Below are 24,529 nucleotides of genomic sequence, written 5' to 3'. Positions count from 1 at the left end.
AGTTGCCGCTGAACCCGGTCGTGACACCCTCTTGCATGGTGATTACATCCTGACGCGACACTGTCCCCAAATGGAGACAGTGTCGCGCCGATCGGGTTAGCCTGCGGTGGGCGGCGGTGCCAGCACCTCTCGCCCGCCGTTGCTGCCCATGGACGATACCACCCCGGCCATCTCCATGGCCTCGACCAGGCGTGCGGCACGGTTGTAGCCGATCTTGAAGCGCCGCTGGACCGCCGAGATCGAGGCCCGGCGCGTCTCGGTGACAAAGGCCACGGCCTCGTCATAGAGGGCGTCCTGCTCGGCGTCGCTGTCGTCGCCGGAGCCTTCGGCCTCAAGCCCGGTCAGGGCATCGGCGGAAACACCACCGGAGAGGATCTCGTCGATGTACTCGGGCTCGCCGCGCCGCTTCCAGTCTTCCACCACCCGGTGCACCTCATCGTCATCGACGAAGGCGCCGTGCACGCGGGTCGGCTGACCGGAGCCCGCCGGCAAGTAGAGCATGTCACCATGGCCCAGCAGGTTCTCGGCGCCGCCCTGATCGAGGATGGTGCGGGAGTCGACCCGCGACGACACCTGGAAGGCCATGCGGGTGGGGATGTTGGCCTTGATCAGGCCGGTGACCACGTCCACCGAGGGACGCTGGGTCGCCAGCACCAGATGGATACCGGCGGCGCGGGCCTTCTGCGCCAGTCGGGCGATCAGCTCCTCGACCTTCTTGCCGACGATCATGAACATGTCGGCAAATTCGTCGATCACCACCACGATGTAGGGCAGCTTTTCCAGCACCGGCGGGGTCTGGTGCATCTCCCAGGGCTGGGGCTCCAACAATGGATCGGCCACCTGGGCGCCGGCCCGCTCGGCCTCATCAAGCTTGCTGTTGAAGCCGGCGATGTTGCGCACCCCCATGGCGGCCATCAGCTTGTAGCGACGCTCCATCTCGGCCACGCACCAGCGCAGGGCATTGGCGGCCTCCTTCATGTCGGTGACCACCGGCGCCAGCAGGTGCGGGATACCGTCATAGACCGACAGCTCCAGCATCTTGGGATCGACCATGATCAGCCGAAGCTCGTCGGGGGTCGCCTTGAGCAGCATCGAGATCAGCATGGCGTTGACCCCGACCGACTTGCCCGAGCCGGTGGTACCGGCGACCAGCACGTGGGGCATCTTGCCCAGGTTGGCAACCACCGCGGCGCCGCCGATGTCCTGACCCAGCGCCATGGTGAGACCGGAGGCCTCGTGCTGGTAGCGGTCCGAGTCGATCACCTCGCGCAGGCGGATCATCGCGCGATTGGGGTTGGGGATCTCGATACCCACGGTGGGACGCCCGGGAATCACCTCCACCACGCGTACGCTCTTGACCATCAGCGAACGCGCCAGGTCCTTGGCCAGGTTGCTGATCTTGGAGACCTTCACCCCCGCTGCCGGCTTGATCTCGAAGCGGGTGATGACCGGGCCCGGCCAGGTATCGACGACCTCGGCCTTGACGCCGTACTCGCGCAGGCGCATCTCGAGCAACTCCGCCATATCGGCCAGTTGCTGCTCGGTGTAGTTGGGCTGATGCGGCTCCGGCGGGGTCAATAGCCTGAGGCTTGGCAGCTCGCCGTCGGGTTCCGGCAGGTCATCGAAACCGGGACGCTGGCTTTGCAGGTGCTCTACCGTCCACAGCGTCGGGCCGTCATTGTCGGCGGCCTCACGGGCTTGCTCTGCGGTAGCCACACGTCCTTCGCCCACGCTGTCGTGGCCTCCGGCAACATTCCCGCCCGCGGCGTCGTGACCTGGCTCAGCGCGGGGAGGCTCGGCCGGCGTGCCGGCGTCGCTGCGCTCCGCTTCCTGCTGCACGCGCTGACCAGCATCCTGACCAGCGTCCTCAGCAGAAGACGGACGGGGAGAAGAACTGGGGGCCTGGCTCGAGACACTACGCGGCGCCTCATGGGTGGCCGCCAACAGACCGGCACCCGCCCCTGCAGCGATGGCGCCACCAGCCAGGGCACCACCATCATCAAGCAGCACCGGCTCGGGGATTTCCTCGGCACGACGCTCCTCTCGACGAGGCTGCGTCTGGTGGCTCGACGGCTCCTCCCCGCGAGCGGGCTCTTCCCGACGCGGCTCCTGTGGAGCGCCAGTCGCCGGCGCGGACGGCGCAGCCTCGGACTCCTGAGAAGAGCTAGGCGCGGCGAGCGCGGCTTCGGGCGCAGTTTCGGGCGCCTGCGGAGAGCGCGCCTGAGCAGAAGGCGCAGCGGGCGAGGTTTCGGGCGTCTGCGGAGAGCGCGCCTCAGAAGAGCCAGGTGCGGCCCCGGGCGCCTGTTGAGAGCCGGGCGCGGCCCCGGGCGCCTGTGGAGAGCGCTCCTGTGGATCGGCTGGCGCGGCTTCGGGCGCCTGTGGAGAGCGCGCCTGTGGAGAGCGTGCCTGAGCAGTAGGCCCGGCTTCGGGGGCCTCTAAAGAGCTCGGCTCGCTTGCACGTTCAGGCGAAGGCACCGGCGCATCCCTCTCAGCACGCAGCGACATCGGCTCTTCTGCCCTTGCCGCCGAAGGTGCCTCTGCCGCAAAACTGCCGCCCAGGGTCGGCTCTCGCCGCTCTCTGGAAGCCGTGGGCTCCGGGGCCAGGGTCGGCTCTCGCCGCCCGCCCTCAGGTTCGGTGGGACGGGTGTCCCGCGGCGTTGTGGTGCCGTCCTGAACGCTACCTTCATGGCGGCGGCGAGGCGCGGCCTCGGCAAAGCGTTCGGTATAGGCAGCGCCAGGCTGCTTGGCCGACGGAGTGGATTCCGCCACGTCCCAGGGAATATCGGTGTTGCCGTCGTCGCCCATGGACGACCCCGCGGCCTCATCCAGGTCGGTCGGAGTCCCCTTGCCGCGCAGGCGCTGCCACAAGGAGGGCCGGGGCGTCGTATCGCTTTCCTCGCCATCTTCGCTGTCGATCGGCGATGACGCCTTGGTCCTGGGCTCAGGTGCACTGTGCTGGTCGGCGCCCTGCCCTGCGTCGTCCTCGTCTTTAGACGACGCGAAGCGGGACTTGAGCCAGCGTCCCAGCAACAGACAACGGTGGCCCGCCTCGTCCATGACATTGAGCCAGGACAACCCGGTAAACAGCGGCATTCCGCCCAGGATAGCGACAACGGCGAGCAGACCTGTTCCGCCGACGCCCACCAGTGGCCGCAGGGCGCCGACCAGCCCGACTCCGAGGATGCCACCGGTGGAGTATGGCAACACGCTGTCGGGCTGATGGAAGTAGAGCGCCCCCAGGGTGGTGCACCCCAGCAGCAGCAGAATCAGCCCGCCGCAGCGCACGGCCAGGGCGGTCGCATCCCACTCGAACTCCACTCGACGGGAACGGATCAGGTACCAGGCGGCAAACGCCAGCATGCCTGGCCACCACAGGGCGCTGATGCCAAACAACGAATACAGCACGTCGGCGAGCCAGGCCCCGATGGGGCCCATCCAGTTGGCCACCGCGGTCTCGGGGCCACTGCTCGACCAGCCGGGGTCCGCCGGCTCGAAGCTGAACAGTGCCAGCAGCAGGAATACGCAGGCAGCCAGCAGTACGATGATCACACCTTCCCTGGCAGAGCCATGCAGACGCAACCCGACCTTGCGGGCGGTCTCCTTGGCGGCTGCCGCCGTCGCGCGCGACGACATGGACTTCTTGTTGGCACTCAAACGGCCTTCCCCTTGCGCCATAACGGCGTCTTCCATCCTTCTGACTGGCGGTCATGATACCGAGCCAGCCGGTGAGCGAATAGGCCCAGCATACCTTGAGCGAAGCGCGGGCTGGGGGCACACTGCCCCATCTTCCACCCGGTATTGCAAAGGGAGCCCCATGCTGCCCTGGCTCAACGAACACCCCGTAACCTTTCCTTCGGTCGATATTGCCCTCGACGATCCGGACGGCCTGCTGGCCGCTGGCGGCGGGCTATCTCCCGAATGGCTGATAGAGGCCTACCGCCGCGGAATCTTCCCCTGGTACAGCGACGACCAGCCGATTCTCTGGTGGAGCCCCGATCCGCGCATGGTGTTGCACCCCGAAGAGCTACGCGTGCGCCGAAGCCTCGCCAAACGACTGCGAAATGGGGGCTTTCGCGCCACCGCCGACCAGGCGTTCGACGCCGTCATCGACGCCTGTGCTGCACCGCGCAACGATGGTCATGCGTCAGGCACCTGGATCACCGATGAAATGCGTGACGCCTACTGCGACCTGCACCGGGAGGGGGTCGCTCACTCGGTGGAGATCTGGCGTGACGACCGGCTGGTCGGCGGGCTCTATGGTGTCGCCCTGGGACCGGTGTTTTTCGGCGAATCCATGTTCAGCCGCGAGGCCGATGCCTCCAAGATCGCCCTGGTGCATCTGGCCCGCGCCATGGCGGCCGGCGGCGGGCGTCTGATCGACTGCCAGATGCACACGCCCCACCTGGCCAGCCTCGGCGCTCGAGGTATCGCTCGATCAGCCTTCATCGGCTATCTTGAGAGGTGGCTGGATGATCTGGACCGAGACAGCCTGACGACGCCGGCATGGTCATTCACCGGCATCGGTGAATGACGTGGTATCAGTAGGCAATGTATGACGACCACCATTGACACGACCCATACCAACGCCTGATCCATCACTCGATGCCATCCGACAGGGAGACGGCAGCCTTGAGCAGCAATACACCGCGTCAACCCGTACGCGACCTGCGGTTCTTTCTTACTGTGCCGCACGCCTGCAGCTATCTGCCGGGCAAGGAAGCGACCACCCTGTTCCTGGATCCCAAGGAATCCCCGGGACAGGGCGTATATGACGCGCTTACGCTACTTGGCTTCCGTCGCAGCGGTCTGCATCTTTACCGCCCTCACTGTGAAGGCTGCCACGCCTGCATCTCCGTGCGAATCCCGGTAGCGGACTTTAGCCCCAATCGCACCCAGCGACGCCTGATGCGGCGCAATGCCGACCTGACCATCGAGGTGGTACCGGCTCAGTTCGACTCCCGCCACTACGACCTCTACGCTCGCTATATCTGCACGCGCCACCATGACGGTGACATGTTCCCACCGAGTCACGAGCAGTACCGTACCTTCCTGAGCCTCGATCAGCCCTACGCGAGACTGCTGGAGATGCGCCTGGACGGAAAGCTGGTAGCGGTATCGGCCTTCGACGAGCTGCGCCACGGCTTGTCCGCCATCTACACCTTCTTCGACCCGGACCACAGCCTCGAGCGCCGTTCTCTTGGCACCCAGGCGGTGCTGGCGCTGATCCAGATGGCATCCCTGAAGGGACTTCCCCACGTCTATCTGGGCTACTGGATCGAGGAGTGCCGCAAGATGAGCTACAAGAGCAGCTTCTCGCCCCTCGAGCGCCTGGATGGCCGGCTCTGGCGACGACTGGTACCGATCGACAGCGAGTAACCGCCCAACCTGATAGCTCAAGCACGTTCTCTGCTCTCTAGAGAGCGGCAGAATATCGCACACCTTGCTTATCCTTGAGAGCTAACCTGCCATCTGCTTCCGGGGATACTGGAAAGCGGCAGAATATCGCGCACTTTGCTTATCCTTGAGAGCTAACCTGCCATCTGCCTTTGCCATCTGGTTCTGCATCCGGCAGAATATCGCGCTATCCTGACCACAGTAACGGCAGTGACGCCTCAAGGTCAGGCATCTTTTCGATTTCACCAGCGAGGATTCGCCTATATGGCACGCGAAGACCATATCGAAATGGAAGGCGTGGTCGTCGACACCCTTCCCAACACCATGTTCCGGGTCGAACTGGAAAACGGCCACGTGGTGACCGCCCACATCTCGGGCAAGATGCGCAAGAACTACATCCGCATCCTGACCGGTGACAAGGTCAAGGTCGAGCTGACTCCCTACGACCTGTCCAAGGGTCGCATCGTCTACCGTTCCCGTTGAGAACGGCCGGCGTCAGCGCTTCAGCGCCGACGCTACTTGCCGGTAACGCGCCTTAGCGGCGCGCCCCACCCCACCGGCAAGCGCAGCCCCCTTTCGCAAGACAGCAAGACTCTGGTGCAGCACCAGCCCTGCTTTGCCTGACGCAGCAGGGCGGCACCGCCTCGTCCAAAAGCCGGGCAACGACCCGCTACCGGGGACTCGCACGGCTGTTGCCGTCCAGACCCTGCTGGATACAAACGACGACGCCCCGTCGTTGACGGGGCGTCGCGTAGTTTCACTTCCTGACCAGTCGAAGCAACCAACTTGCTGATAGTCTCAGCAGGCAGGCCCAACAGGCAGGCTTCAGGCTTGGCCACACCCCACAAAGCCTGCCTCGACGCTCAAGGCGCGTCGGCCATCTCCACGTCGGTGGACAGGTGAAGCTCTCCGTCCTCCAGACTGACGTGCACCAGACCACCGTGCTCGGCCAGATCGCCGAACAGGATCATCTCGGCCAGGGGCTTCTTCAGCTTTTCCTGGATCAGTCGAGCCATGGGGCGGGCGCCCATGTCCGGGTCGTAACCCATGGTCGCCAGCCAGTCGCGCGCCTCGTCGTCCACCTCGAGCTGCACCCGCTTCTCGTCGAGCTGGGCCTGCAGTTCCACCAGGAACTTGTCGACCACATTGCGTACGACAGGCTTGGCCAGTGACGCGAACTGGATGATGCCATCCAGACGGTTGCGGAACTCCGGCGTGAAGGTCTTGCGAATCGCCTCCATGGCATCGGTGGAGTGGTCCTGGGTCTGGAAACCGATCGAGCGACGCGTCGCGATCTCGACCCCGGCGTTGGAGGTCATGATCAGAATGACGTGACGGAAATCCGCCTCGCGCCCGTTGTTGTCGGTCAGACGACCGTGGTCCATGACCTGCAGCAGCAGGTTGAAGACCTCGGGGTGCGCCTTCTCGATCTCGTCGAGCAGCAGCACGCAGTGGGGCTGCTTGGTGACCGCCTCGGTCAGCAGACCACCCTGGTCATAGCCGACATAGCCAGGAGGTGCGCCGATCAGCCGCGATACCGTGTGCCGTTCCATGTACTCGGACATGTCGAAGCGCAGCAGTTCGACCCCCATGATATGGGCCAGCTGACGCGCCACCTCGGTCTTGCCGACGCCGGTGGGGCCGGCGAACAGGAAGCTGCCGACCGGCTTGTCCGGCGACTTGAGCCCGGCGCGGGACAGCTTGATCGCCGCCGCCAGGCTGTCGATGGCCTCATCCTGACCGAACACCAGCATCTTGAGATCGCGATCCAGGTTCTCGAGCAGCTTGCGATCGGAGCTGGACACGCTCTTCGGCGGAATCCGCGCGATGGAAGCGACCACCGCCTCGACCTGATCGACGTCGATGGTGTCCACGCGCATTTCCGGCGGCAGCAGGCGCTGGTGGGCACCGGCCTCATCGATGACATCGATGGCCTTGTCCGGCAGGAAGCGGTCGTTGATGTAGCGATCCGCCAGCCGCGCGGCGCTGTCCAGCGCGGCGTCGGTGTACTTGAGCTGGTGGTGCTCCTCGAAGCGTGAACGCAGCCCCTTGAGGATCTTGATGGAGTCCTCGACCGAGGGGGCCATCACATCGACCTTCTGGAAACGACGTGCCAGGGCACGATCCTTCTCGAAGATACCGCGGAATTCCTGGAAGGTGGTGGAGCCGATACAGCGCAGCTCGCCGGAGGACAGCAGCGGCTTGAGCAGGTTCGATGCGTCCATCACTCCACCGGACGCCGCACCGGCGCCGATCACCGTATGGATCTCATCGATGAACAGGATGGCGTTGGGCAGCTTGCGCAGTTCCGCCAGCAGGCTCTTCAAGCGCTTCTCGAAGTCACCACGATACTTGGTACCCGCCAGCAGCGCGCCCATGTCCAGCGAGTACACCACGGCGTCGCCGATCACATCGGGCACGTCTTCCTCGACGATGCGCTTGGCCAGGCCCTCGGCGATGGCGGTCTTGCCGACGCCGGCCTCACCGACCAGCAAGGGGTTGTTCTTGCGCCGCCGTGCCAGAATCTGCACCACCCGCTCGAGCTCATGATCACGCCCGATCAGGGGGTCGATCTTGCCCATGCGGGCCTGCTCGTTGAGGTTGGTGGCAAAACCGGTCAACGGATTGCCGCCGGCCTCGCTGCCGGCTTCCTCGGCGTCCTCGGCCTCGGGAGCCGCCGAAGACGGGCTCTGGCCGTGGCCGGTGACCTTGGAGATCCCGTGGGCGATGTAGTTGACCGCATCGACCCGTGCCACGTTCTGCTGCTTGAGGAAGTAGACCGCCTGGCTCTCCTGCTCGGAGAAGATCGCAACCAGTACGTTGGCACCGGTCACTTCGCTCTTGCCAGAAGACTGCACGTGGAACACGGCCCGCTGAAGCACTCGCTGGAAGCCCAGCGTCGGCTGGGTCTCGCGCTCGGTCTGGTCTTCCGGAATCAGCGGGGTGGTGGAATTGATGAAATCCTGCAGGTCGGACCGCAGCTTGTCGAGATTGGCCCCACAGGCACGCAGCACATCTGATGCTGAAGCATTATCCAGAAGCGCCAGCAACAAGTGCTCCACGGTCATGAACTCATGGCGCTTGGAACGCGCCACGGTGAAGGCCGTGTTCAGGGTCAGTTCAAGTTCTTTGCTCAGCATGGCAGTCCCCTTCTCGCCGCATAGGGCTTGCATCGGATCTTTTGTGGTCCGGCACCATCAACATCGGGTACAAATGGCGCCGTTGCAAGTTCTTCGTCAACGCAGCAGCCGTCTCTCGTTAACGCGGGGCCGGCTTGTGCGGATCTGTGACCACTCGTCGCCGCCAGCGGCAGCACTGTCAGGGCGATCCGATATCGACCCGTCTCAGTCCGCTGCCTCGATATCGCTCAACAGCGGATGCTGGCACTCTCTCGCATACTCGTTGACCTGATGGCTCTTGGTCTCGGCGATGTCATGGGTAAAGACACCGCAGGTTGCCTTTCCGTGGCTGTGGACCGTCAGCATGATCTGCACGGCGGTCTCGCTGTCCAGATGGAAGAAGGTCTGCAGCACCTCCACCACAAACTCCATGGGGGTGAAGTCGTCGTTATGCAAGACAACCTTATACATGGGTGGCCTGGCCACCTCGGGGTCAGCCTCCTGGGTCGCCAGATCACCGTCATCCTGCTCGCCCGGCTCACTGGGCGGACGGGTCATTCCGGCGAAGGGGGCGCGGATCCAGACAGGATCCTCCTCTCTTGCGTTGAACATAGGCCTCACACTGTCAATCGGGTGCCTGCGCCCACCCGCGTCGAGCATTGGACGTCGGCGGCGCGGCAGGGTTCCGTTCCGTCTCCCATTATCGGAAATCCGACGGACGCTTTCACGCAAAAAACGTACAAAGCAAAAAGCCCCCGCCCGAGCGGGCGAGGGCCTTTTCAGAGCGCCGCGATGAACAGCCGGTACGGGCGATAGCGATCACCGGCACCAGACGCTGTCATCGGACGATCGGTACGTCGCTTACATGTTGTCGGCGACGGCCTGACCGAACTCGGAGCACTTGAACAGCGTGGCGTTTTCCATCAGGCGATGGAAGTCGTAGGTGACCTCGCCCTTGCTGATGGCCTTCTCCACGCCCTTGAGCACCAGATCGGCGGCCTCGACCCAACCCATGTGGCGCAGCATCATCTCGGCGGAGAGGATCAGCGAGCCCGGGTTGACCTTGTCCTGGCCGGCGTACTTCGGCGCGGTGCCGTGGGTCGCCTCGAACATGGCGGTGGTGTCGGAGATGTTGGCGCCCGGCGCGATGCCGATGCCGCCCACTTCCGCCGCCAGGGCGTCGGACAGGTAGTCACCGTTCAGGTTCAGGGTGGCGATGACGTCGTATTCGGCCGGACGCAGCAGGATCTGCTGCAGCATGGCGTCGGCGATGACGTCCTTGACCACGATGTCCTTGCCGGTCTTCGGGTTCTTGAAGGTCATCCAGGGGCCGCCATCGAGGAGTTCGGCGCCGAACTCTTCCTTGGCCAGCTCGTAGCCCCAATCCTTGAAGGAGCCTTCGGTGAACTTCATGATGTTGCCCTTGTGCACCAGGGTCAGCGACTCGCGGTCGTTGTCGATGGTGTACTGCAGGGCCTGACGGACCAGACGCTTGGTGCCTTCGATGGAGACCGGCTTGACGCCGATGCCACAGTTCTCGGGGAAGCGGATGTTGGTGACACCCATCTCTTCACGCAGGAACTTGATGACCTTGTCGGCTTCCGCGGTACCGGCCTTCCATTCGATGCCGGCGTAGATATCTTCGGAGTTCTCGCGGAAGATGACCATGTCGACGTCGGCAGGCTTCTTGACCGGGCTCGGCACGCCTTCGAACCAGCGCACCGGGCGCTGACAGACGTACAGATCCAGCTTCTGGCGCAGCGCCACGTTCAGTGAACGGATGCCGCCACCGACCGGCGTGGTCAGCGGGCCCTTGATGGAAACGATGTAGTCCTTGACCGCTTCCAGGGTCTCTTCCGGCAGCCAGGTGTCCGCGTCATAGACGTGGGTGGCCTTCTCGCCGGCGTAGACTTCCATCCAGTGGATCTTGCGCTCGCCGTTGTAAGCCTTCTGCACAGCGGCGTCGATGGCGATCTTCATCGCCGGGGTCACGTCGACACCGATACCGTCACCCTCGATGAAGGGAATGATCGGATTATTCGGTACGTTCAGGCTGTTGTCGGCGTTGGCGGTGATCTTTTCGCCGCCCTCAGGGACGACAATTTTCTGGAAACCCATTGAGAACTCCCCTGTCAGGTCTATTCAGTGGAGCGCGGAGTATAGCATTACCCCCCGCGCCCGGAGTAGGCTTTGTCGACAATCTTTGGAAAAGGCCTAAACGGCCCGCCGCCACGCCTTCCGAGCCAGATCATCGAGCCCGCCCATGAGTCAACTTTATCTGCTGCACAAGCCCTATCGGGTGCTGTCCCAGTTCACCGATGACCAGGGACGCAATACCCTGGCCTCGCTGATCGACGTGCCGGACATCTATCCGGCCGGCCGCCTCGACTACGATTCCGAAGGCCTGTTGTTGCTCAGTGACGATGGCGAGTTGATTCATCGTATCAGCCACCCGCGCCACAAGCAGCCGAAGACGTATCGAGTGCTCGTCGAGGGACAGCCGGACGATCGGGCCTTGAAGGCGCTCGCCGAAGGGGTCACTCTCAACGATGGACCCACCCGGCCGGCCAAGGTCCGGCGATTGACGACCAGCGGGCTGCCCGAGCGCACGCCACCGCTGGACCCGAAGCGCCATCCCGTTACCTGCTGGCTGGAGCTGACCATCAGCGAGGGGCGCAATCGCCAGGTGCGCAGGATGACCGCCCATGTGGGCCACCCGACGCTGAGGCTGGTACGCGTCGCCATCGGCCCCTGGCGGCTCGACGGCCTGGCCCCGGGACAATGGCAGCGCCAGACGCTGCACGCGCCAAAGCGCCCCCGGGGCTCAGCCCCTACAACAAGGAGACGCCGATAATGCGCTGGACCCCCTACGTGACCGTGGCCACGGTGGTCGAACGAGCCGGTCGTTTCCTGCTGGTGGAAGAAGACCGTGGCGGCCCCCATACCCTGTTCAACCAGCCCGCTGGCCACCTGGAACCCGGTGAGCGCATCCGCGACGGCGCCCTGCGCGAGGTCGCCGAAGAGACCGCCTGGCGGGTCGGCATCACCGACTACCTGGGCATGTACGTGTACGAGGCCCCGGACGGCAAGACCTTCCACAGCCACGCCTTCTTTGGCATGGCGCTGGCCCACCTGGGCACCGAACTGGACCGGGATATCATGGCCATCCATTGGCTGACCCTGGAGGACGTCGAGGCGCTGGAGCGCGAGGGCCGCCTGCGCAGCCCACTGGTGATCAAGCGCATCCGCGACGCCCTGGCCGGCAAGACCTTCCCGATGGAGGTGCTGCACGAACGCTGAGGCTTCGGTTGACGGGTGCAATTCGTGTATAATCACCGCCCATTTGCCCCACCACTCCGAGAGTCGTTATGTCAGCGTCCACCGGCAAAGTCATCGTCGGCATGTCCGGCGGCGTCGATTCCTCCGTTTCCGCCCTCCGCCTGATCCAACAGGGCTATCAGGTGGAAGGGCTGTTCATGAAGAACTGGGATGAGGACGACGGCACCGAATACTGCACCGCCATGGAAGACCTGGCGGACGCCGAAGCGGTGTGCAAGAAGCTCGACATTCCCCTGCACACGGCCAACTTTGCCGCCGAGTACTGGGACAACGTGTTCGAGCACTTCCTCGCCGAGTACAAGGCCGGACGCACACCGAATCCCGATATCCTTTGCAACCGCGAAATCAAGTTCAAGGTGTTCCTCGACTACGCCGAGATGCTCGGCGCCGAGATGATCGCCACCGGTCACTATGTTCGCCGCGGCGAGCGCGACGGCCGCCCGCGACTGCTCAAGGGACTCGACGGCAACAAGGACCAGAGCTACTTCCTGCACGCCGTGCCGGAAGCCGCCATCGCGCGCACCCTGTTCCCGGTGGGCGAGATCGAAAAGCCCGAGGTTCGCGCCATCGCCGAACAGCACGATCTGGTTACCGCAAAGAAGAAGGACTCCACCGGTATCTGCTTCATCGGCGAGCGCCGCTTCAGCGACTTTCTCAAGCAGTACCTGCCGGCCCAGCCGGGGACCATCGAGACACCGGACGGCGACGTCATCGGCGATCACATGGGCCTGATGTACTACACCCTGGGCCAGCGCCAGGGCCTCGGCATCGGCGGTCTCGCCAACTATTCGGAAGACCCCTGGTACGTGGCCGGCAAGGACCTCGAGCGCAACGTGCTGATCGCGGTTCAAGGCAAGCATCACCCTCTGTTGTACACCGACAGCCTGGCCACCGAGGCGATGGATTGGGTCGCCGGTGAGCCGCCTTGCGCCGAGGGGCGCTTCAGCGCCAAGACCCGCTATCGTCAGGACGACGTGCCATGCACGCTGACGACCCGGGCCGATGGCGGCGTCGCGGTACACTTCGACGACCCACAGCGAGCCGTGACACCGGGCCAATCGCTGGTCATCTACGACGGTGACGTCTGCCTCGGCGGCGGCGTCATCCGGTCCACCTGGAACGCCGAGGAGCGAGCGGCATGACCGATTCGGTACCTATCCACCGCGCCCCCGAGTCCCCGGCGGCTCGCCAGGCGATCGCCCTGGCCGGCGTATTTCAGGCCGCCCATCTGGTCGACGAGCTGGCGCGCACCGGCCAGGTCGACAGCCGCGCCTGGGACACCCAGATCACCGCCACCCTGGAAACCAACCCGCCAACCTTCGAATCCATCTATGGCGGGCATCCCAACAATCTGCGCCTGGGGCTCGAGACCCTGGAGGCAGTGCTCGGCCGACGCCAGGCCAACCCGGTGGTGATGCGCTACGGCTTCAGCCTGATGCTGCTGATGAACAAGCTGCGCACCCAGCCCGACATGATGGACGCGCTCGGCACCCACCTGACCCGTATCCAGGGCCAGGCCGAACACTTCGGTCCGACCCACGAGAACGTCGTGGCGAGCCTCGGCGAGGCCTACCAGCAGACGCTTTCCACCTTCAAGAACCGAATCGTGGTCCAGGGCGACCCTTCGCTGCTGCAAAGCCGGATGATGCCGGAGCGGGTCCGCGCCTGCCTGCTCTCCGGCATTCGCTTCGGCCTGCTGTGGCACCAGCAGGGCGGACGTCGCTGGAAGCTGATCTTCCAGCGGGGCAGCCTCAAGCGCGCCCTGGACACCCTCTGATCGCTCGATCTTCCTTTCCTACCCGTACCGGAAAACCGCCATGCAACTCTCCGCTCTCACCGCCCTCTCTCCCGTCGACGGTCGCTACGGCAGCAAGGCCGAATCACTGCGCGAACACTTCAGCGAATTTGGCCTGATCCGCGCCCGCGTCATCGTCGAGATCCGCTGGCTGGAGCGCCTGGCCGCGCACCCGCAGATCACCGAGGTGCCGGAGCTGTCGGCCACCGCCACAGCCTTCCTGGATGGCCTGGTCAAGAACTTCAGCGAAGCCGACGCGGCGCGCATCAAGGACATCGAGCGCACCACCAACCACGACGTCAAGGCGGTCGAGTACTGGATCAAGGAAGCCATTGCCGACAATGCAGAGCTGCATGCCGTCACCGAGTTCGTGCACTTCGCCTGCACCAGCGAGGACATCAACAACCTGTCCTACGGCGTGATGCTGCGCGATGGCCTCGACAGCCTGCTGCCGACCATGCGCCAGGTGGCCGACGAGATCGCCCGTCTGGCCGAAGAGCACGCTGCCGTGCCAATGCTGTCGCGCACCCATGGCCAGACCGCCAGCCCCACCACCCTGGGCAAGGAAATGGCCAACGTGGCCTACCGTCTGCGCCGCCAGCTCAAGCAGATCGAAAGCGCCGAGGTACTGGGCAAGATCAACGGCGCCGTGGGCAACTACAACGCCCACTTGGCCACCTACCCGGACATCGACTGGGAAGCCAACGCTCGCACCTTCGTCGAAGGCCTGGGCCTGACCTTCAATCCCTATACCACCCAGATCGAACCCCACGACTATATCGCCGAGCTGTTCGATGCTGTGTGTCGCTTCAACACCATCCTGATCGACTTCGATCGTGACGTCTGGGGCTACATCTCGCTGGGTTACTTCAAGCAGCGCACCGTGGCCGGCGAGATCGGCTCCTCGACCATGCCGCACAAGGTCAACCCGATCGACTTCGAGAACTCCGAGGGTAATCTGGGCCTGGCCAATGCCATCCTCGCCCACCTGGCCCAGAAGCTGCCGATCTCCCGTTGGCAGCGTGACCTGACCGACTCCACCGTGCTGCGCAACCTGGGCGTCGGCCTGGCCTACGGCCTGATCGCCTACCAGGCCTCGCTGAAGGGTATCGGCAAGCTCGAGGCCAACCCCCAGCGTCTGGCCGAGGACCTGGACGCCAGCTGGGAAGTACTGGCCGAGCCAATCCAGACGGTGATGCGTCGCTACGGCATCGAGAAGCCCTACGAAAAGTTGAAGGAGCTGACCCGCGGCAAGCGCATCGACCAGGCCGGTTTCGCCGCCTTCATCGATGGCCTGGAACTGCCCGACGAGGTCAAGGCAGAGCTCAAGCAGCTGACCCCCGGCAACTACATCGGCAATGCCGTCGAGCAGGCTCGCGCCCTGCCGCAGCACTGAGCCGGAGCCGCTGACAGAACCCCGCTTCACCCCGCCAATCGGTGGGGTGAGGCGTTTCTGGAGCCCTCTCTTCGGGGCCGGGGCCGATACCGAGCCCGCTACTCCCAATCACCATCAGGATTCCTCATGTCAACTGATACCCCCCTCACCCTGCTGGGCGGCCTGACATCGGCAGAGTTCCTGCGCGATGTCTGGCAGCAGCAACCTCTGCTGATCCGTGGCGCCTTTCCCGACTTCGACAACCCGCTGACGCCAGACGAACTGGCCGGGCTCGCCTGCGAGGACAATATCGAGGCACGCCTGGTCGAGGAACAGGGCCCCGACGGACCCTGGCAGGTCAGCCACGGCCCCTTCGACGAGGCCACCTTCGCCCGCCTGCCGGAGCGCGACTGGACCCTGCTGGTACAGGCGGTGGATCACTATGTGCCGGAGGTCGCCGCCCTGCTGGAGGACTTCACCTTTCTGCCGCGCTGGCGCCTGGATGACATCATGGTCAGCTACGCGCCGCCAGGCGGCAGCGTCGGCCCGCACCTGGACCAGTACGATGTCTTCCTGCTCCAGGGCAGTGGTCAGCGCCGCTGGCAGCTTGGCGGCAAGGTGGCCGATGACGCCCCGATCCTGCGCGGCATCGACCTGCGCATCCTCGAGACCTTCGAGGTCAACGCCGATCAGGACTGGGTGCTGGAGCCCGGCGACATGCTCTACCTGCCCCCCGGCTGGGCGCACCACGGGGTCAGCCAGAGCGATGACTGCATGACCTACTCGGTGGGCTTTCGCGCCCCCTCGGCGGACGAGGCGATCACCTCCTTCGCCGACTACCTGGGTGAGCAGCAACCCCCCTCTCGCCGCTACGGCGATGCCGGCATGACCCCGGCCGAGGACCCGGGCGAACTCGATCAGGCGGCGCTGTCACGCATGCGCCAGTTGATCCTCGAGACCCTGGACGATCCAGCCCAGATGGCCCAGTGGTTCGGCCGGGTGATGACCCAGCCCAAGTACGTGGACCAGCTCGAGCCCAGCGAGACACCGACGGCGCCAGACGAGCTTGTCGCTGCACTACAGGAAGGCGAGGTGCTGGTGGCCGCGCCGGGCTCTCGCTTCGCCTGGCACGCCCTGGCGGACGACCGGGCCACCCTGTTTGCCGACGGCGACGGCATCGACTGCGATCTGGCGCTGGCCCGCGAGATCGCCAACCGCGGCGAGTTCGACGCCTCGCTGCTCGACTACCCCGGCGCCGCCGAGGTGCTGACACGGCTGTTCGACGCCGGCAGCCTTGGCTGGCCGGTCGACGACATGGAGGACGACGATGCCTGAGGTGGTGATCGAACAGGGAAGCTGGGAACAACTTGGCGAAGCGGCCGGTGACATTCGCTATCGCGTCTTCGTCATCGAACAACAGGTGCCGATCGAGGAAGAGTGGGACGGCCTCGATCCTGACTGCCTGCATTTCCTGGCGAGCCAGGACGAGCGTGTACTGGGTACGGCGAGACTGCTGCCCGATGGCCATATCGGTCGCGTGGCGGTGCTTGCCGAAGCCCGGGGACTCGGCGTCGGCGTGGCGCTGATGCGCGCCACCATCGAGGCTGCGCGACAGCGTGGTCACTCGAGCGTCGAGCTCGCCGCCCAGACCCATGCGCTCGGTTTCTACGAAGCCCTGGGCTTCCGCGCCGAGGGAGATATCTTCCTCGACGCCGGCATTCCGCATCGCAATATGACCCTCTCCCTGAACGACTGACCTCTCCGTCAACTCCTCCGTTCAGGAAACTCGACTACAGGAATGTGCCTCTACGGCGCTTTCCTGTAGTCGGACTACAACGCCTTGTCCCCCCAAGTACCAATGGCGAACCCCCGCCGCTGTGGGCCATAGTCACAACCATGGCGCAGCGGACAGACCTCGATGGCGAGTCAGATCGCTCACTTTGTAGTCGACCTCTACCGTTCCGCCAAGATTCGACCAAGGCCGTAAAGACTTCTCGGCCAAGGTGCAGGAACCTGACTACACTTCGCAGGTGCAGCATGGCATGGCCAGCAGTCGATCCTCTTGCAATGACGCCAACCGCAAGAGCCTGCAAGCCACTGGAGCCAAAGGCCGGTCGAAAGCGACCGCCCCGACACCGCCCCTCACCATGGATGCCAGGCAAGTCGTATCAGAACGTCGAACCAAACAGTCGATTCAACATCAGGACGGCCCGATCATGACCTTTCGTGAAGAACTGAAGACCCTGACCCAGCTTCGTGAAGCCCAGCGCGGCAAGTGGGACAACATCGATCCGGAAAGCGCCGCCCGCATGCGCGTGCAGAACCGTTTCCGCACCGGTCTCGACATCGCTCGCTACACCGCCGCCATCATGCGCGAGGACATGGCCGCCTACGACGCCGACACCACCAACTACACCCAGTCACTGGGCTGCTGGCACGGCTTCATCGGTCAGCAGAAGCTGATTTCCATCAAGAAGCACTTTGGCAACACCAAGCGCCGCTACCTCTACCTGTCCGGCTGGATGGTCGCCGCCCTGCGCAGCGAGTTCGGTCCGCTGCCCGACCAGTCCATGCACGAGAAGACCAGCGTGGCATCGCTGATCGAGGAGCTCTACACCTTCCTGCGCCAGGCCGACACCTGGGAGCTCAACCACCTGTTCCGTGCCCGAGAAGAAGCCAAGGAAGCCGGTGACAGCGCCAAGGTCGACGATCTGACCAACCAGATCGAGAACCACGAAACGCACATCGTGCCGATCATCGCCGACATCGACGCCGGTTTCGGCAACGCCGAGGCCACCTACCTGCTGGCCAAGAAGATGATCGAGGCCGGTGCCTGCTGTATCCAGCTCGAGAACCAGGTGTCCGACGAGAAGCAGTGCGGCCACCAGGACGGCAAGGTCACCGTGCCCCACGAGGACTTCATCGCCAAGATCAACGCCGTACGTTACGCCTTCCTTGAACTGGGCGTGGATGATGGGGTGATCGTGGCCCGTACCGACTCCCTGGGTGCCGGCCTGACCCAGAAGATCGCGGTCACCAACGAGCCAGGCGACCTGGGCGATCAGTACAACAGCTTCCTCGACGGTGAAGAGATTTCCTCGGCCTCCGATATCGACAACGGCGACGTGGTGATCAAGCAGAACGGCAAGCTGGTCAAGGTCAAGCGTCTCGCCTCCGGCCTCTATCAGTTCAAGCCTGGCACCGGCGAAGACCGGGTGGTGCTGGACTGCATCACCAGCCTGCAGAACGGTGCCGATCTTTTGTGGATCGAGACCGAAAAGCCCCACGTCGGCCAGATCGCCGGCATGGTCAACCGCATCCGCGAGGCGGTGCCCAGCGCCAAGCTGGTCTACAACAACTCGCCGTCGTTCAACTGGACGCTGAACTTCCGCCAGCAGGTGTTCGACGCCTGGGAAGCCGAAGGCAAGGACGTCTCCGCCTACGAGCGTGCCGACCTGATGAACGCACGCTACGACGACACTGAGCTTGGCCAACTGGCCGACGAGTGGACGCGCAACTTCCAGCGTGACGCCGCCCGCGAGGCAGGCATCTTCCACCACCTGATCACCCTGCCGACCTACCACACGGCCGCCCTGTCTACCGACAACCTGGCCAAGGGCTACTTCGGCGACGAGGGCATGCTGGCCTACGTGGCGGGTGTGCAGCGCCGCGAGATCCGCGAGGGTATCGCCACCGTTCGCCACCAGGACATGGCCGGCTCCAATATCGGTGACGACCACAAGGAGTTCTTCCACGGCGACGCGGCGCTCAAGGCCGGCGGCAAGGACAACACCATGAACCAGTTCGGCTGAGTATCGCGGGCCAGCGGCACCCAGTCACTGAGCCCGGACACTGAGCCCTGTGACTGTGAGAAAGGGAGGCCGTTGGCCTCCCTTTTTTGCTGTCCGTGACCTTGCCCTGCCAAGCCAGCCTTCCCTTCTTCCCTGGCAAGAGCCTACGCTCGAACTAGGCGCTGTCCGAAAGGTCGACGAGCGAAGGTTAGACAAGGCAAAAATCGGTGAGAAAGCGCAGTTTACGGGGTGTAAATGAGCATGTTGATCCGATTTTTAACGCCGTATTACCGAGCGCAGGCACTTTTCAGACAAGCCCTAACACGTCTGGCTCCAGCGAGTCCGACAACTGCAGCAATGCGACTCCCTCCGATGCCCATTGGCCTGGCAGGTCCGGTTCGGCATATGATGAATGTCAGGAAAGCGCTGTCGGCGCGACTCAGTGGCAGTCGCGGGGCGACAAGGGCGACAGGCGGACGGCCACCATGGGACGGACGAGACCCGATCATCGTTGGATCCGGGGAACCATCGCCCTGTCAAAGCCTCTAAACAGGCGTTACACTATTTTCGAACAGCGTTTGCGAACTTTGGTGCGGTACCACTACAAGCGAATGTGACCCGAACCGATGCGTTCAGAATGCGGCGCAGAAGACATTCAAGGAGAATCGCCATGAAAACATCCATCCTTCCTGTCCTGGCGCTGAGCGTCGTGGTGCTTGCCGGCTGCACCGCCACCAATCAGTACTCGGGCAACGTCTATTCCGGCAACCAGGCACAGACCGCCCAGAACGTGCAGTTCGGCACCATCACCGCCCTGCGTCGCGTCCAGATCCAGGGTGAAAGCTCCGCCGGCGGCATCCTCGGCACCGGTGGTGGCGCGGTGATCGGTGGCCTGCTCGGCAACCAGGTCGGCGGCGGTTCCGGTCGCACCATCGCCACCGCCGCAGGTGCCATCGGTGGCGCCGTAGCCGGCAACCAGATCGAGAAAGGCGTCAACCGCACCGACGCCTGGGAGATGGAGATTCGCAAGGACAGCGGCCAGACCGTGGTCGTCGTGCAGAAGGCAGACCAAGCCTTCCAGGTGGGGCAGCGTGTTCGCCTGATCGGCAGCGGTTCACGTCAGAGTGTTGCCCCCTACTGAGGGCTTGACGAAAGCGCTCGAGAAAGGGGCTTGTACTTGTAAGCGACAACAGCACTTCGCTCCCCCGCAAACATCTCTGCGTTACATGCAAAGGGCCCTGAGACGTATCCGCCTCAGGGCCCTTTCGATGAGGCCATTTCGGTGATCACCCGGCAAAGGCCAGGTGATGCACGGCTTCACCGCTTAGTGGATCTTGCCCATCACCCAGCAGCCAAGCTTGCAGCCCACCAGGGCGATGATGCCGATCACCAGCAGTGTCATCAGCATATCGATGGGGAAGACGATAGCCGTGGCCCCCAGCACGGCAAGGGCGGGGCACCAGATCCACTGGTCATCGTCACTGCGCAGCACCGCCGGCAGCAGGCTGCCCAGGGCACAGCTCAGGCCCTTGTCCCAGGCCTTGATCATCACCGCCAGCAGTACCGCAAAGGCCAGCACCCAGATCACAAATAGCGTCATGTTCAGCTCCGCAAGAAAAGCGTGAAAGGCAGAATCGAAAAATCTCACAAGAGGGTATCCCCACCACCGATACTGCGCAACAACCCGAAGGTGGCAGAGGGCGCGCGTGAATACCGTTCAGGATATGACCACACAAGGTGAAAAATGTCCCACGCCCCTGACAGCCCCAGCACCCACGCGTTACCATGCGTCCTCACACGCACTCACCAAAGGTTCATCAATGCAAATTGCGCAAAATTCCGTTGTCGCGTTCCACTACACCCTGACCAATGATGCAGGTGAAGTGCTGGACAGCTCGGAAGGCCGCGAGCCGCTGACCTACCTCCACGGCGCCGGCAACATCATTCCGGGTCTGGAAAAGGAACTCGAAGGCAAGGCCGCCGGCGACAAGGTCAACGCCAAGGTTGCCCCCGCCGAAGGTTACGGCGAAGTACAGGAGCAGCTGGTCCAGGAAGTGCCGCGTGACGCCTTCCAGGGTGTCGAGAGCATCGAGCCGGGCATGCAGTTCCAGGCGCAGACCCAGGGCGGTCCGCTGATGGTCACCGTGACCCAGGTCGAAGGCGACACCGTCACCGTCGACGGCAACCACCCGCTAGCCGGCCAGAACCTGAACTTCGACGTCGAGATCGCAGAAGTCCGTGAAGCCAGCCAGGAAGAAATCGAGCACGGCCACGTGCACGGCGAAGGCGGCCACGAGCACTGATCAGCGCTACGCTCGTCGGAAGCACCACGAGCATGCATGATCAAGTGCCGGCATGATCTTAAGCTGGCAAAATCAAGTGCCAGCAGGATCAAGAGCCGGCATGGTCAAAAGAAAGGGCAGCCCAGGCTGCCCTTTCGCGTGTCTGAGTATCACGTCTGATGAAAGACCCCTCGCCTCGCTAACCTCGACCGGAATCAGCTTCTGTCCTCGGCGCCAGCGCCTCGCTCGATTGCCCTGAGGGTATGATAGCCGCCCCATAGCCGAGTGGCGGTGGTCAGCAGACAGGCCGCGGCGAACAGCCCTGCCAGTACAGGAAAGTGCGCCGGCCACAGACAAAAGGCCACCAGCGCCAGCACGGTCTCGGTACCTTCGGTCAGGCCGTGCAGATAGTAGAAGGCCTTGCGCTGGAAGCGTGGGCGCTCGAGATCATGGCGCGCCGCCATGATGGCGAAGGCCAGAAAGGACGTCCCGGTGCCGATAAAGGCAAACAGCAGCAGCGCTGCCGGCAAGGCATTGCGCTCGCTGTCGGCCAGGGCAAAACCGAGCACCACGGCGGCGTAGAAGACGAAGTCCAGCCCGATATCGAGAAATCCCCCGGCATCGCTGGGCGTACCCCGACGGCGCGCCAGCGCCCCGTCCAGGCCATCGGCGAGTCGATTGAGGAGGATCGCCGCCAGCGCCCATCCATAGGCCTGAACGGCCAGCAGCGGCAGCGCCAGCAAGCCGATAAGAAAACCCACCAGAGTGACCTGATCAGGCGTCACCTTGCAGCGCTCCAGCATCTTGACCAGAGGCGCCAGGGGCGCCTGGGTTCTGGGCATGGTCCAGCGATCCAGCATAAAAGTCTCGTCAGCAGTAAAACGTCGATTCGGTAGAAGGAAAGCACAAGCGGCGGGCCAGGGCCCACCGCTTGTGTCTTCAGGTCCAGGCTACTGCCTGGGCGGCTCGCTCAGTCGTTGGACTGGGCAGAGGACAGCGACGATGCTTCGTGTCGCTCGGGGCTCGCACCGGCTCTGTCTCCCGTCACCGGCTGGCTTGAGGAATCGGCGTCGCCTCCCCCGCCTCGCCGCCAATTGAAGTAACGCTCCAGATACCCCAGGACCCGCTCGGGCTTGTTCGCGTTCTTCCACACCCCGGCGGCGGCCTTTACGGCTTCCGAATGGGTCGGGTACGGGTGGATGGTCCCCAACAGCTTGTTCAGTCCGATACCGCGGGTCATTGCCAGGGTGAACTCCGCCAGCATCTCGCCAGCGCCAGCACCGACAATGGTGGCACCGAGAATGCGATCCTTGCCCGGCACGGTCAGCACCTTGACGAATCCGGTGGTATCGCCCTCGGCGATGGCCCGGTCGAGCTCGGACAAGGAATAGCGGGTGACCTCGAAGGGCACCTTTTGCTCCTCGGCCTCGCGCTCGTTGAGCCCCACTCGCGCCACCTCCGGGTCACAGAAGGTGACCGCCGGCAGCGCCCGATAGCTCACATTGAAGCGCTTGAACTCGCCAAACAGGGCATTGACGGTGGCGTGCCAGGCCTGGTGGGCGCTGGCATGGGTCAGCTGGAAGGGCCCGACCACATCGCCACAGGCCCAGACATTCGGCAGCACTGACTGCAGCCCGCCATCCACGTCCAGGGTGCCGTTGTCTCGAGTGCCCACGCCCAGTTCTTCAAGCCCGAGCCCCTCGACGTTGGCCTGTCGACCCACCGCCACCAGCAACTGATCGAACTCCAGTTGCTCGATACGTGTCTCGCCTGCCTCGTTGACCTCGATCTCGAGTCGATGGAGATCACCGTCACCGGCCACCACCTTGAGCGCCCGGGTCGACAGGCACAGCGTCACGCCGCTGGCCTCGAGCCCCTGAGCCGCCTCCCTGGCGACGTCCTCGTCTTCGCGTGGCAAGAGTTGCGGGCCCATCTCCACCAGGGTGACCTGGCTACCCAGCCGGGCGAAGCTCTGGCCCAGTTCACTGCCGATCGGACCACCACCAAGCACCACCAGGCGCTTCGGCAATGCCTTTAGCTCCCACAGGTTGTCGGAGGTCAGCACCTCGATATCCTCGATCCCCGGCAACGGCGGGACTCTGGGGCGGGCACCGCTGGCGATGATCACGTGACGGGTGGTCAGCACCTGTTCGCCAACCTGCACCCGCCAGGGATCGAGCAGCCTGGCATCTCCTTCGACCACATCGACGCCCAGGCCCCGATAACGTTCCGGACTATCATGGGGCTCGACCTCGGCGATGGCGCCATGGACGTGGCCCATCACAGCGGCGAAGTCGACGCTTGGCTCACCGGCGCTGACACCATAGGACGGCGCCCGACGAATGTCCTCGGCGGCGCGAGCGGCGCGAATCAATGCCTTGGACGGCACACAGCCGGTATTGAGGCAGTCGCCGCCCATGCGGTGGCGCTCCACCAGGGTTACCTTAGCCTTCACCGCCGCAGCAATATAGCTTGCCACCAGGCCCGCCGAGCCCGCACCGATCACGACGATATCCCGGTCAAAACGCGACGGGCACTGGTATTCGGCGGCGAGCCGGCGACGCTTGAGCACCGCCACCACGGCCTTGGCGATCCAGGGAAACAAGCCGATCAACACAAAGGACAGGATCAGCCCTGGCGACAGGATGCCCGCCAGCGACTCGAGTTCACCCAGTTCCCGGCCAGCATTCACGAACACCATGGTACCCGGCAGCATGCCGAGCTGGCTGACCCAATAGAAGGTGGACAGACGCATGCGGGTCAGGCCGACCACCAGGTTGATCACGAAGAAGGGGAAGATCGGAATCAGCCGCAGCGTGAACAGGTAGAAGGCGCCTTCGCGCTCGATGCCGCCGTTGATTCGCGCCAGCTGGCGCGAAAAACGCGTCTCCAGCGTCTCACGCAGCAGGGTCCGGGCGATCACCGCGGCAAGGGTCGCGCCCAGCGAACTGGCAAAGGACACCAGCACCAGACCGATCCAGAAGCCGAACAAGGCCCCCGCCAGCAGCGTCAGCAACCCCGCCCCAGGCAGCGACAGCGCCGCCATCACGATATAGACCGCGAAGAAGCCACCGGCCACGGTCCAGGGGTCCTCGTGGAACCACTGTTGAAATTGCGCCTGCTGGGCCTTGATCGCGTCCAGCGTAAAGGCCTCGTTGGCGCCGGTGACAAAGAACGCCACCACGGCGACGGCAATCAGTGCCAGCAAGATCCATTTGTTACGGGTCACCCGCGTCTCCTTCTAGGTCAACTGGTGTCGATGATCGGGTCGATGATCGATAGGTAGCCGTGGCCAGCAGCAGCGGCACCCGTTGTCCTGCGCCCGTCCTGCGACGAGACGATGACGTTACCAGGAGCTGTGCGGCCGGCTATCGGGATGCAATCGAGATTAGCAGTCTGCCTGAGTCGCGCACAGGCGACCGAGCCTTACGACC

General features: G+C 64.1%; 20 protein-coding genes. 13 read left to right on the top strand and 7 right to left on the bottom strand.

Annotated elements, in window-relative coordinates:
* Positions 1–96 precede the first annotated feature (96 nt).
* Positions 97–3,633 (bottom strand): DNA translocase FtsK 4TM domain-containing protein, encoded by a 3,537-nt coding sequence (locus C9F12_RS12420; protein ID WP_240184249.1) that lies wholly within the window; start codon positions 3,631–3,633, stop codon positions 97–99.
* Between the two features lie 181 nt (positions 3,634–3,814).
* Between C9F12_RS12420 and aat the strand changes: the two genes are divergently transcribed.
* From aat to infA, 3 genes are all read left to right on the top strand, one after another.
* Entirely contained in the window at positions 3,815–4,531 is a 717-nt protein-coding gene (gene aat, locus C9F12_RS12415; RefSeq protein WP_045992907.1) for a leucyl/phenylalanyl-tRNA--protein transferase, read from the top strand.
* 98 nt (positions 4,532–4,629) lie between these two features.
* Positions 4,630–5,376 (top strand): arginyltransferase, encoded by a 747-nt coding sequence (locus tag C9F12_RS12410; RefSeq protein ID WP_045992908.1) that lies wholly within the window; start codon positions 4,630–4,632, stop codon positions 5,374–5,376.
* 282 nt (positions 5,377–5,658) lie between these two features.
* Entirely contained in the window at positions 5,659–5,877 is a 219-nt protein-coding gene (gene infA, locus C9F12_RS12405; RefSeq protein ID WP_013332816.1) for a translation initiation factor IF-1, read from the top strand.
* Between the two features lie 380 nt (positions 5,878–6,257).
* On the opposite strand, the gene clpA is transcribed toward infA, so the two are convergent.
* The 3 genes from clpA to icd form a co-directional block, all read right to left on the bottom strand.
* The gene (gene clpA / locus C9F12_RS12400) at positions 6,258–8,534 is read right to left on the bottom strand and encodes an ATP-dependent Clp protease ATP-binding subunit ClpA (RefSeq protein ID WP_045992909.1); all 2,277 of its coding nucleotides are present in this window, start codon (positions 8,532–8,534) and stop codon (positions 6,258–6,260) included.
* Positions 8,535–8,738: 204 nt separating this feature from the next.
* A complete protein-coding gene (gene clpS, locus C9F12_RS12395; RefSeq protein WP_045992910.1) occupies positions 8,739–9,071 on the bottom strand; it encodes an ATP-dependent Clp protease adapter ClpS in 333 nt (110 codons plus the stop codon).
* A 303-nt stretch (positions 9,072–9,374) separates the two neighbouring features.
* Positions 9,375–10,631 carry an NADP-dependent isocitrate dehydrogenase gene (icd, locus tag C9F12_RS12390; protein WP_045992911.1) on the bottom strand — a complete coding sequence of 419 codons (1,257 nt, stop codon included), beginning with the start codon at positions 10,629–10,631 and terminating at the stop codon, positions 9,375–9,377.
* 145 nt (positions 10,632–10,776) lie between these two features.
* On the opposite strand from icd, the gene C9F12_RS12385 reads away from it, so the two are divergent.
* The 9 genes from C9F12_RS12385 to C9F12_RS12345 all read left to right on the top strand — a co-directional run bounded on the left by C9F12_RS12385 (position 10,777) and on the right by C9F12_RS12345 (position 19,954).
* The gene (locus tag C9F12_RS12385) at positions 10,777–11,367 is read left to right on the top strand and encodes a pseudouridine synthase (RefSeq protein WP_045992912.1); all 591 of its coding nucleotides are present in this window, start codon (positions 10,777–10,779) and stop codon (positions 11,365–11,367) included.
* Positions 11,364–11,813 (top strand): NUDIX hydrolase, encoded by a 450-nt coding sequence (locus tag C9F12_RS12380; protein WP_045992993.1) that lies wholly within the window; start codon positions 11,364–11,366, stop codon positions 11,811–11,813. The genes C9F12_RS12385 and C9F12_RS12380 overlap by 4 nt, the downstream gene beginning before the upstream one ends.
* Before the next feature lie 68 nt (positions 11,814–11,881).
* A complete protein-coding gene (gene mnmA / locus C9F12_RS12375) occupies positions 11,882–12,994 on the top strand; it encodes a tRNA 2-thiouridine(34) synthase MnmA (protein WP_045992913.1) in 1,113 nt (370 codons plus the stop codon).
* Positions 12,991–13,629, top strand: coding sequence for a high frequency lysogenization protein HflD (gene hflD, locus C9F12_RS12370; protein ID WP_045992914.1), 639 nt, complete (start codon positions 12,991–12,993; stop codon positions 13,627–13,629). Before mnmA ends, hflD begins: the two co-directional genes overlap by 4 nt.
* Before the next feature lie 40 nt (positions 13,630–13,669).
* Positions 13,670–15,043, top strand: coding sequence for an adenylosuccinate lyase (purB, locus tag C9F12_RS12365; RefSeq protein WP_108449070.1), 1,374 nt, complete (start codon positions 13,670–13,672; stop codon positions 15,041–15,043).
* A gap of 126 nt (positions 15,044–15,169) precedes the next feature.
* On the top strand, positions 15,170–16,357 hold the full coding sequence (locus tag C9F12_RS12360) for a cupin domain-containing protein (RefSeq protein WP_108133259.1): 1,188 nt from the start codon (positions 15,170–15,172) through the stop codon (positions 16,355–16,357).
* Positions 16,350–16,778 (top strand): GNAT family N-acetyltransferase, encoded by a 429-nt coding sequence (locus C9F12_RS12355; RefSeq protein WP_108133258.1) that lies wholly within the window; start codon positions 16,350–16,352, stop codon positions 16,776–16,778. The genes C9F12_RS12360 and C9F12_RS12355 overlap by 8 nt, the downstream gene beginning before the upstream one ends.
* A 460-nt stretch (positions 16,779–17,238) precedes the next feature.
* Entirely contained in the window at positions 17,239–18,834 is a 1,596-nt protein-coding gene (locus tag C9F12_RS12350; protein WP_108449069.1) for an isocitrate lyase, read from the top strand.
* Between the two features lie 649 nt (positions 18,835–19,483).
* Positions 19,484–19,954 (top strand): glycine zipper 2TM domain-containing protein, encoded by a 471-nt coding sequence (locus C9F12_RS12345; protein WP_108449068.1) that lies wholly within the window; start codon positions 19,484–19,486, stop codon positions 19,952–19,954.
* Between the two features lie 183 nt (positions 19,955–20,137).
* Here the strand turns inward: C9F12_RS12345 and C9F12_RS12340 are convergent, their stop codons facing one another.
* Positions 20,138–20,413 (bottom strand): hypothetical protein, encoded by a 276-nt coding sequence (locus tag C9F12_RS12340; RefSeq protein WP_108449067.1) that lies wholly within the window; start codon positions 20,411–20,413, stop codon positions 20,138–20,140.
* Positions 20,414–20,633: 220 nt separating this feature from the next.
* Between C9F12_RS12340 and C9F12_RS12335 the strand changes: the two genes are divergently transcribed.
* Positions 20,634–21,116 carry a peptidylprolyl isomerase gene (locus C9F12_RS12335; RefSeq protein WP_045992921.1) on the top strand — a complete coding sequence of 161 codons (483 nt, stop codon included), beginning with the start codon at positions 20,634–20,636 and terminating at the stop codon, positions 21,114–21,116.
* A 194-nt stretch (positions 21,117–21,310) separates the two neighbouring features.
* Here C9F12_RS12335 and C9F12_RS12330 read toward each other — a convergent pair whose 3' ends face one another.
* Complete coding sequence (locus C9F12_RS12330) at positions 21,311–21,955, bottom strand: CDP-alcohol phosphatidyltransferase family protein (RefSeq protein WP_108449066.1); 645 nt, start codon at positions 21,953–21,955, stop codon at positions 21,311–21,313.
* A gap of 110 nt (positions 21,956–22,065) precedes the next feature.
* A complete protein-coding gene (locus C9F12_RS12325) occupies positions 22,066–24,324 on the bottom strand; it encodes a bifunctional TVP38/TMEM64 family protein/FAD-dependent oxidoreductase (RefSeq protein WP_045992923.1) in 2,259 nt (752 codons plus the stop codon).
* Positions 24,325–24,529 lie beyond the last annotated feature (205 nt).

Origin of the sequence: Halomonas sp. BN3-1, assembly GCF_003056325.1 — a bacterium.
Taxonomy (GTDB): domain Bacteria; phylum Pseudomonadota; class Gammaproteobacteria; order Pseudomonadales; family Halomonadaceae; genus Halomonas; species Halomonas litopenaei.
This window is presented reverse-complemented; position numbering and strand designations above follow the sequence as displayed.

Coding starts and splice junctions, on each gene's coding strand:
- C9F12_RS12340 (WP_108449067.1), bottom strand. CDS start 20,413: ATGACGCTATTTGTGATCTGGGTGCTGGCCTTTGCGGTACTGCTGGCG.
- infA (WP_013332816.1), top strand. CDS start 5,659: ATGGCACGCGAAGACCATATCGAAATGGAAGGCGTGGTCGTCGACACC.
- aat (WP_045992907.1), top strand. CDS start 3,815: ATGCTGCCCTGGCTCAACGAACACCCCGTAACCTTTCCTTCGGTCGAT.
- clpS (WP_045992910.1), bottom strand. CDS start 9,071: ATGACCCGTCCGCCCAGTGAGCCGGGCGAGCAGGATGACGGTGATCTG.
- C9F12_RS12360 (WP_108133259.1), top strand. CDS start 15,170: ATGTCAACTGATACCCCCCTCACCCTGCTGGGCGGCCTGACATCGGCA.
- clpA (WP_045992909.1), bottom strand. CDS start 8,534: ATGCTGAGCAAAGAACTTGAACTGACCCTGAACACGGCCTTCACCGTG.
- C9F12_RS12385 (WP_045992912.1), top strand. CDS start 10,777: ATGAGTCAACTTTATCTGCTGCACAAGCCCTATCGGGTGCTGTCCCAG.
- C9F12_RS12330 (WP_108449066.1), bottom strand. CDS start 21,955: ATGCTGGATCGCTGGACCATGCCCAGAACCCAGGCGCCCCTGGCGCCT.
- hflD (WP_045992914.1), top strand. CDS start 12,991: ATGACCGATTCGGTACCTATCCACCGCGCCCCCGAGTCCCCGGCGGCT.
- mnmA (WP_045992913.1), top strand. CDS start 11,882: ATGTCAGCGTCCACCGGCAAAGTCATCGTCGGCATGTCCGGCGGCGTC.
- C9F12_RS12345 (WP_108449068.1), top strand. CDS start 19,484: ATGAAAACATCCATCCTTCCTGTCCTGGCGCTGAGCGTCGTGGTGCTT.
- C9F12_RS12420 (WP_240184249.1), bottom strand. CDS start 3,633: ATGTCGTCGCGCGCGACGGCGGCAGCCGCCAAGGAGACCGCCCGCAAG.
- C9F12_RS12355 (WP_108133258.1), top strand. CDS start 16,350: ATGCCTGAGGTGGTGATCGAACAGGGAAGCTGGGAACAACTTGGCGAA.
- C9F12_RS12335 (WP_045992921.1), top strand. CDS start 20,634: ATGCAAATTGCGCAAAATTCCGTTGTCGCGTTCCACTACACCCTGACC.
- C9F12_RS12350 (WP_108449069.1), top strand. CDS start 17,239: ATGACCTTTCGTGAAGAACTGAAGACCCTGACCCAGCTTCGTGAAGCC.
- icd (WP_045992911.1), bottom strand. CDS start 10,631: ATGGGTTTCCAGAAAATTGTCGTCCCTGAGGGCGGCGAAAAGATCACC.
- purB (WP_108449070.1), top strand. CDS start 13,670: ATGCAACTCTCCGCTCTCACCGCCCTCTCTCCCGTCGACGGTCGCTAC.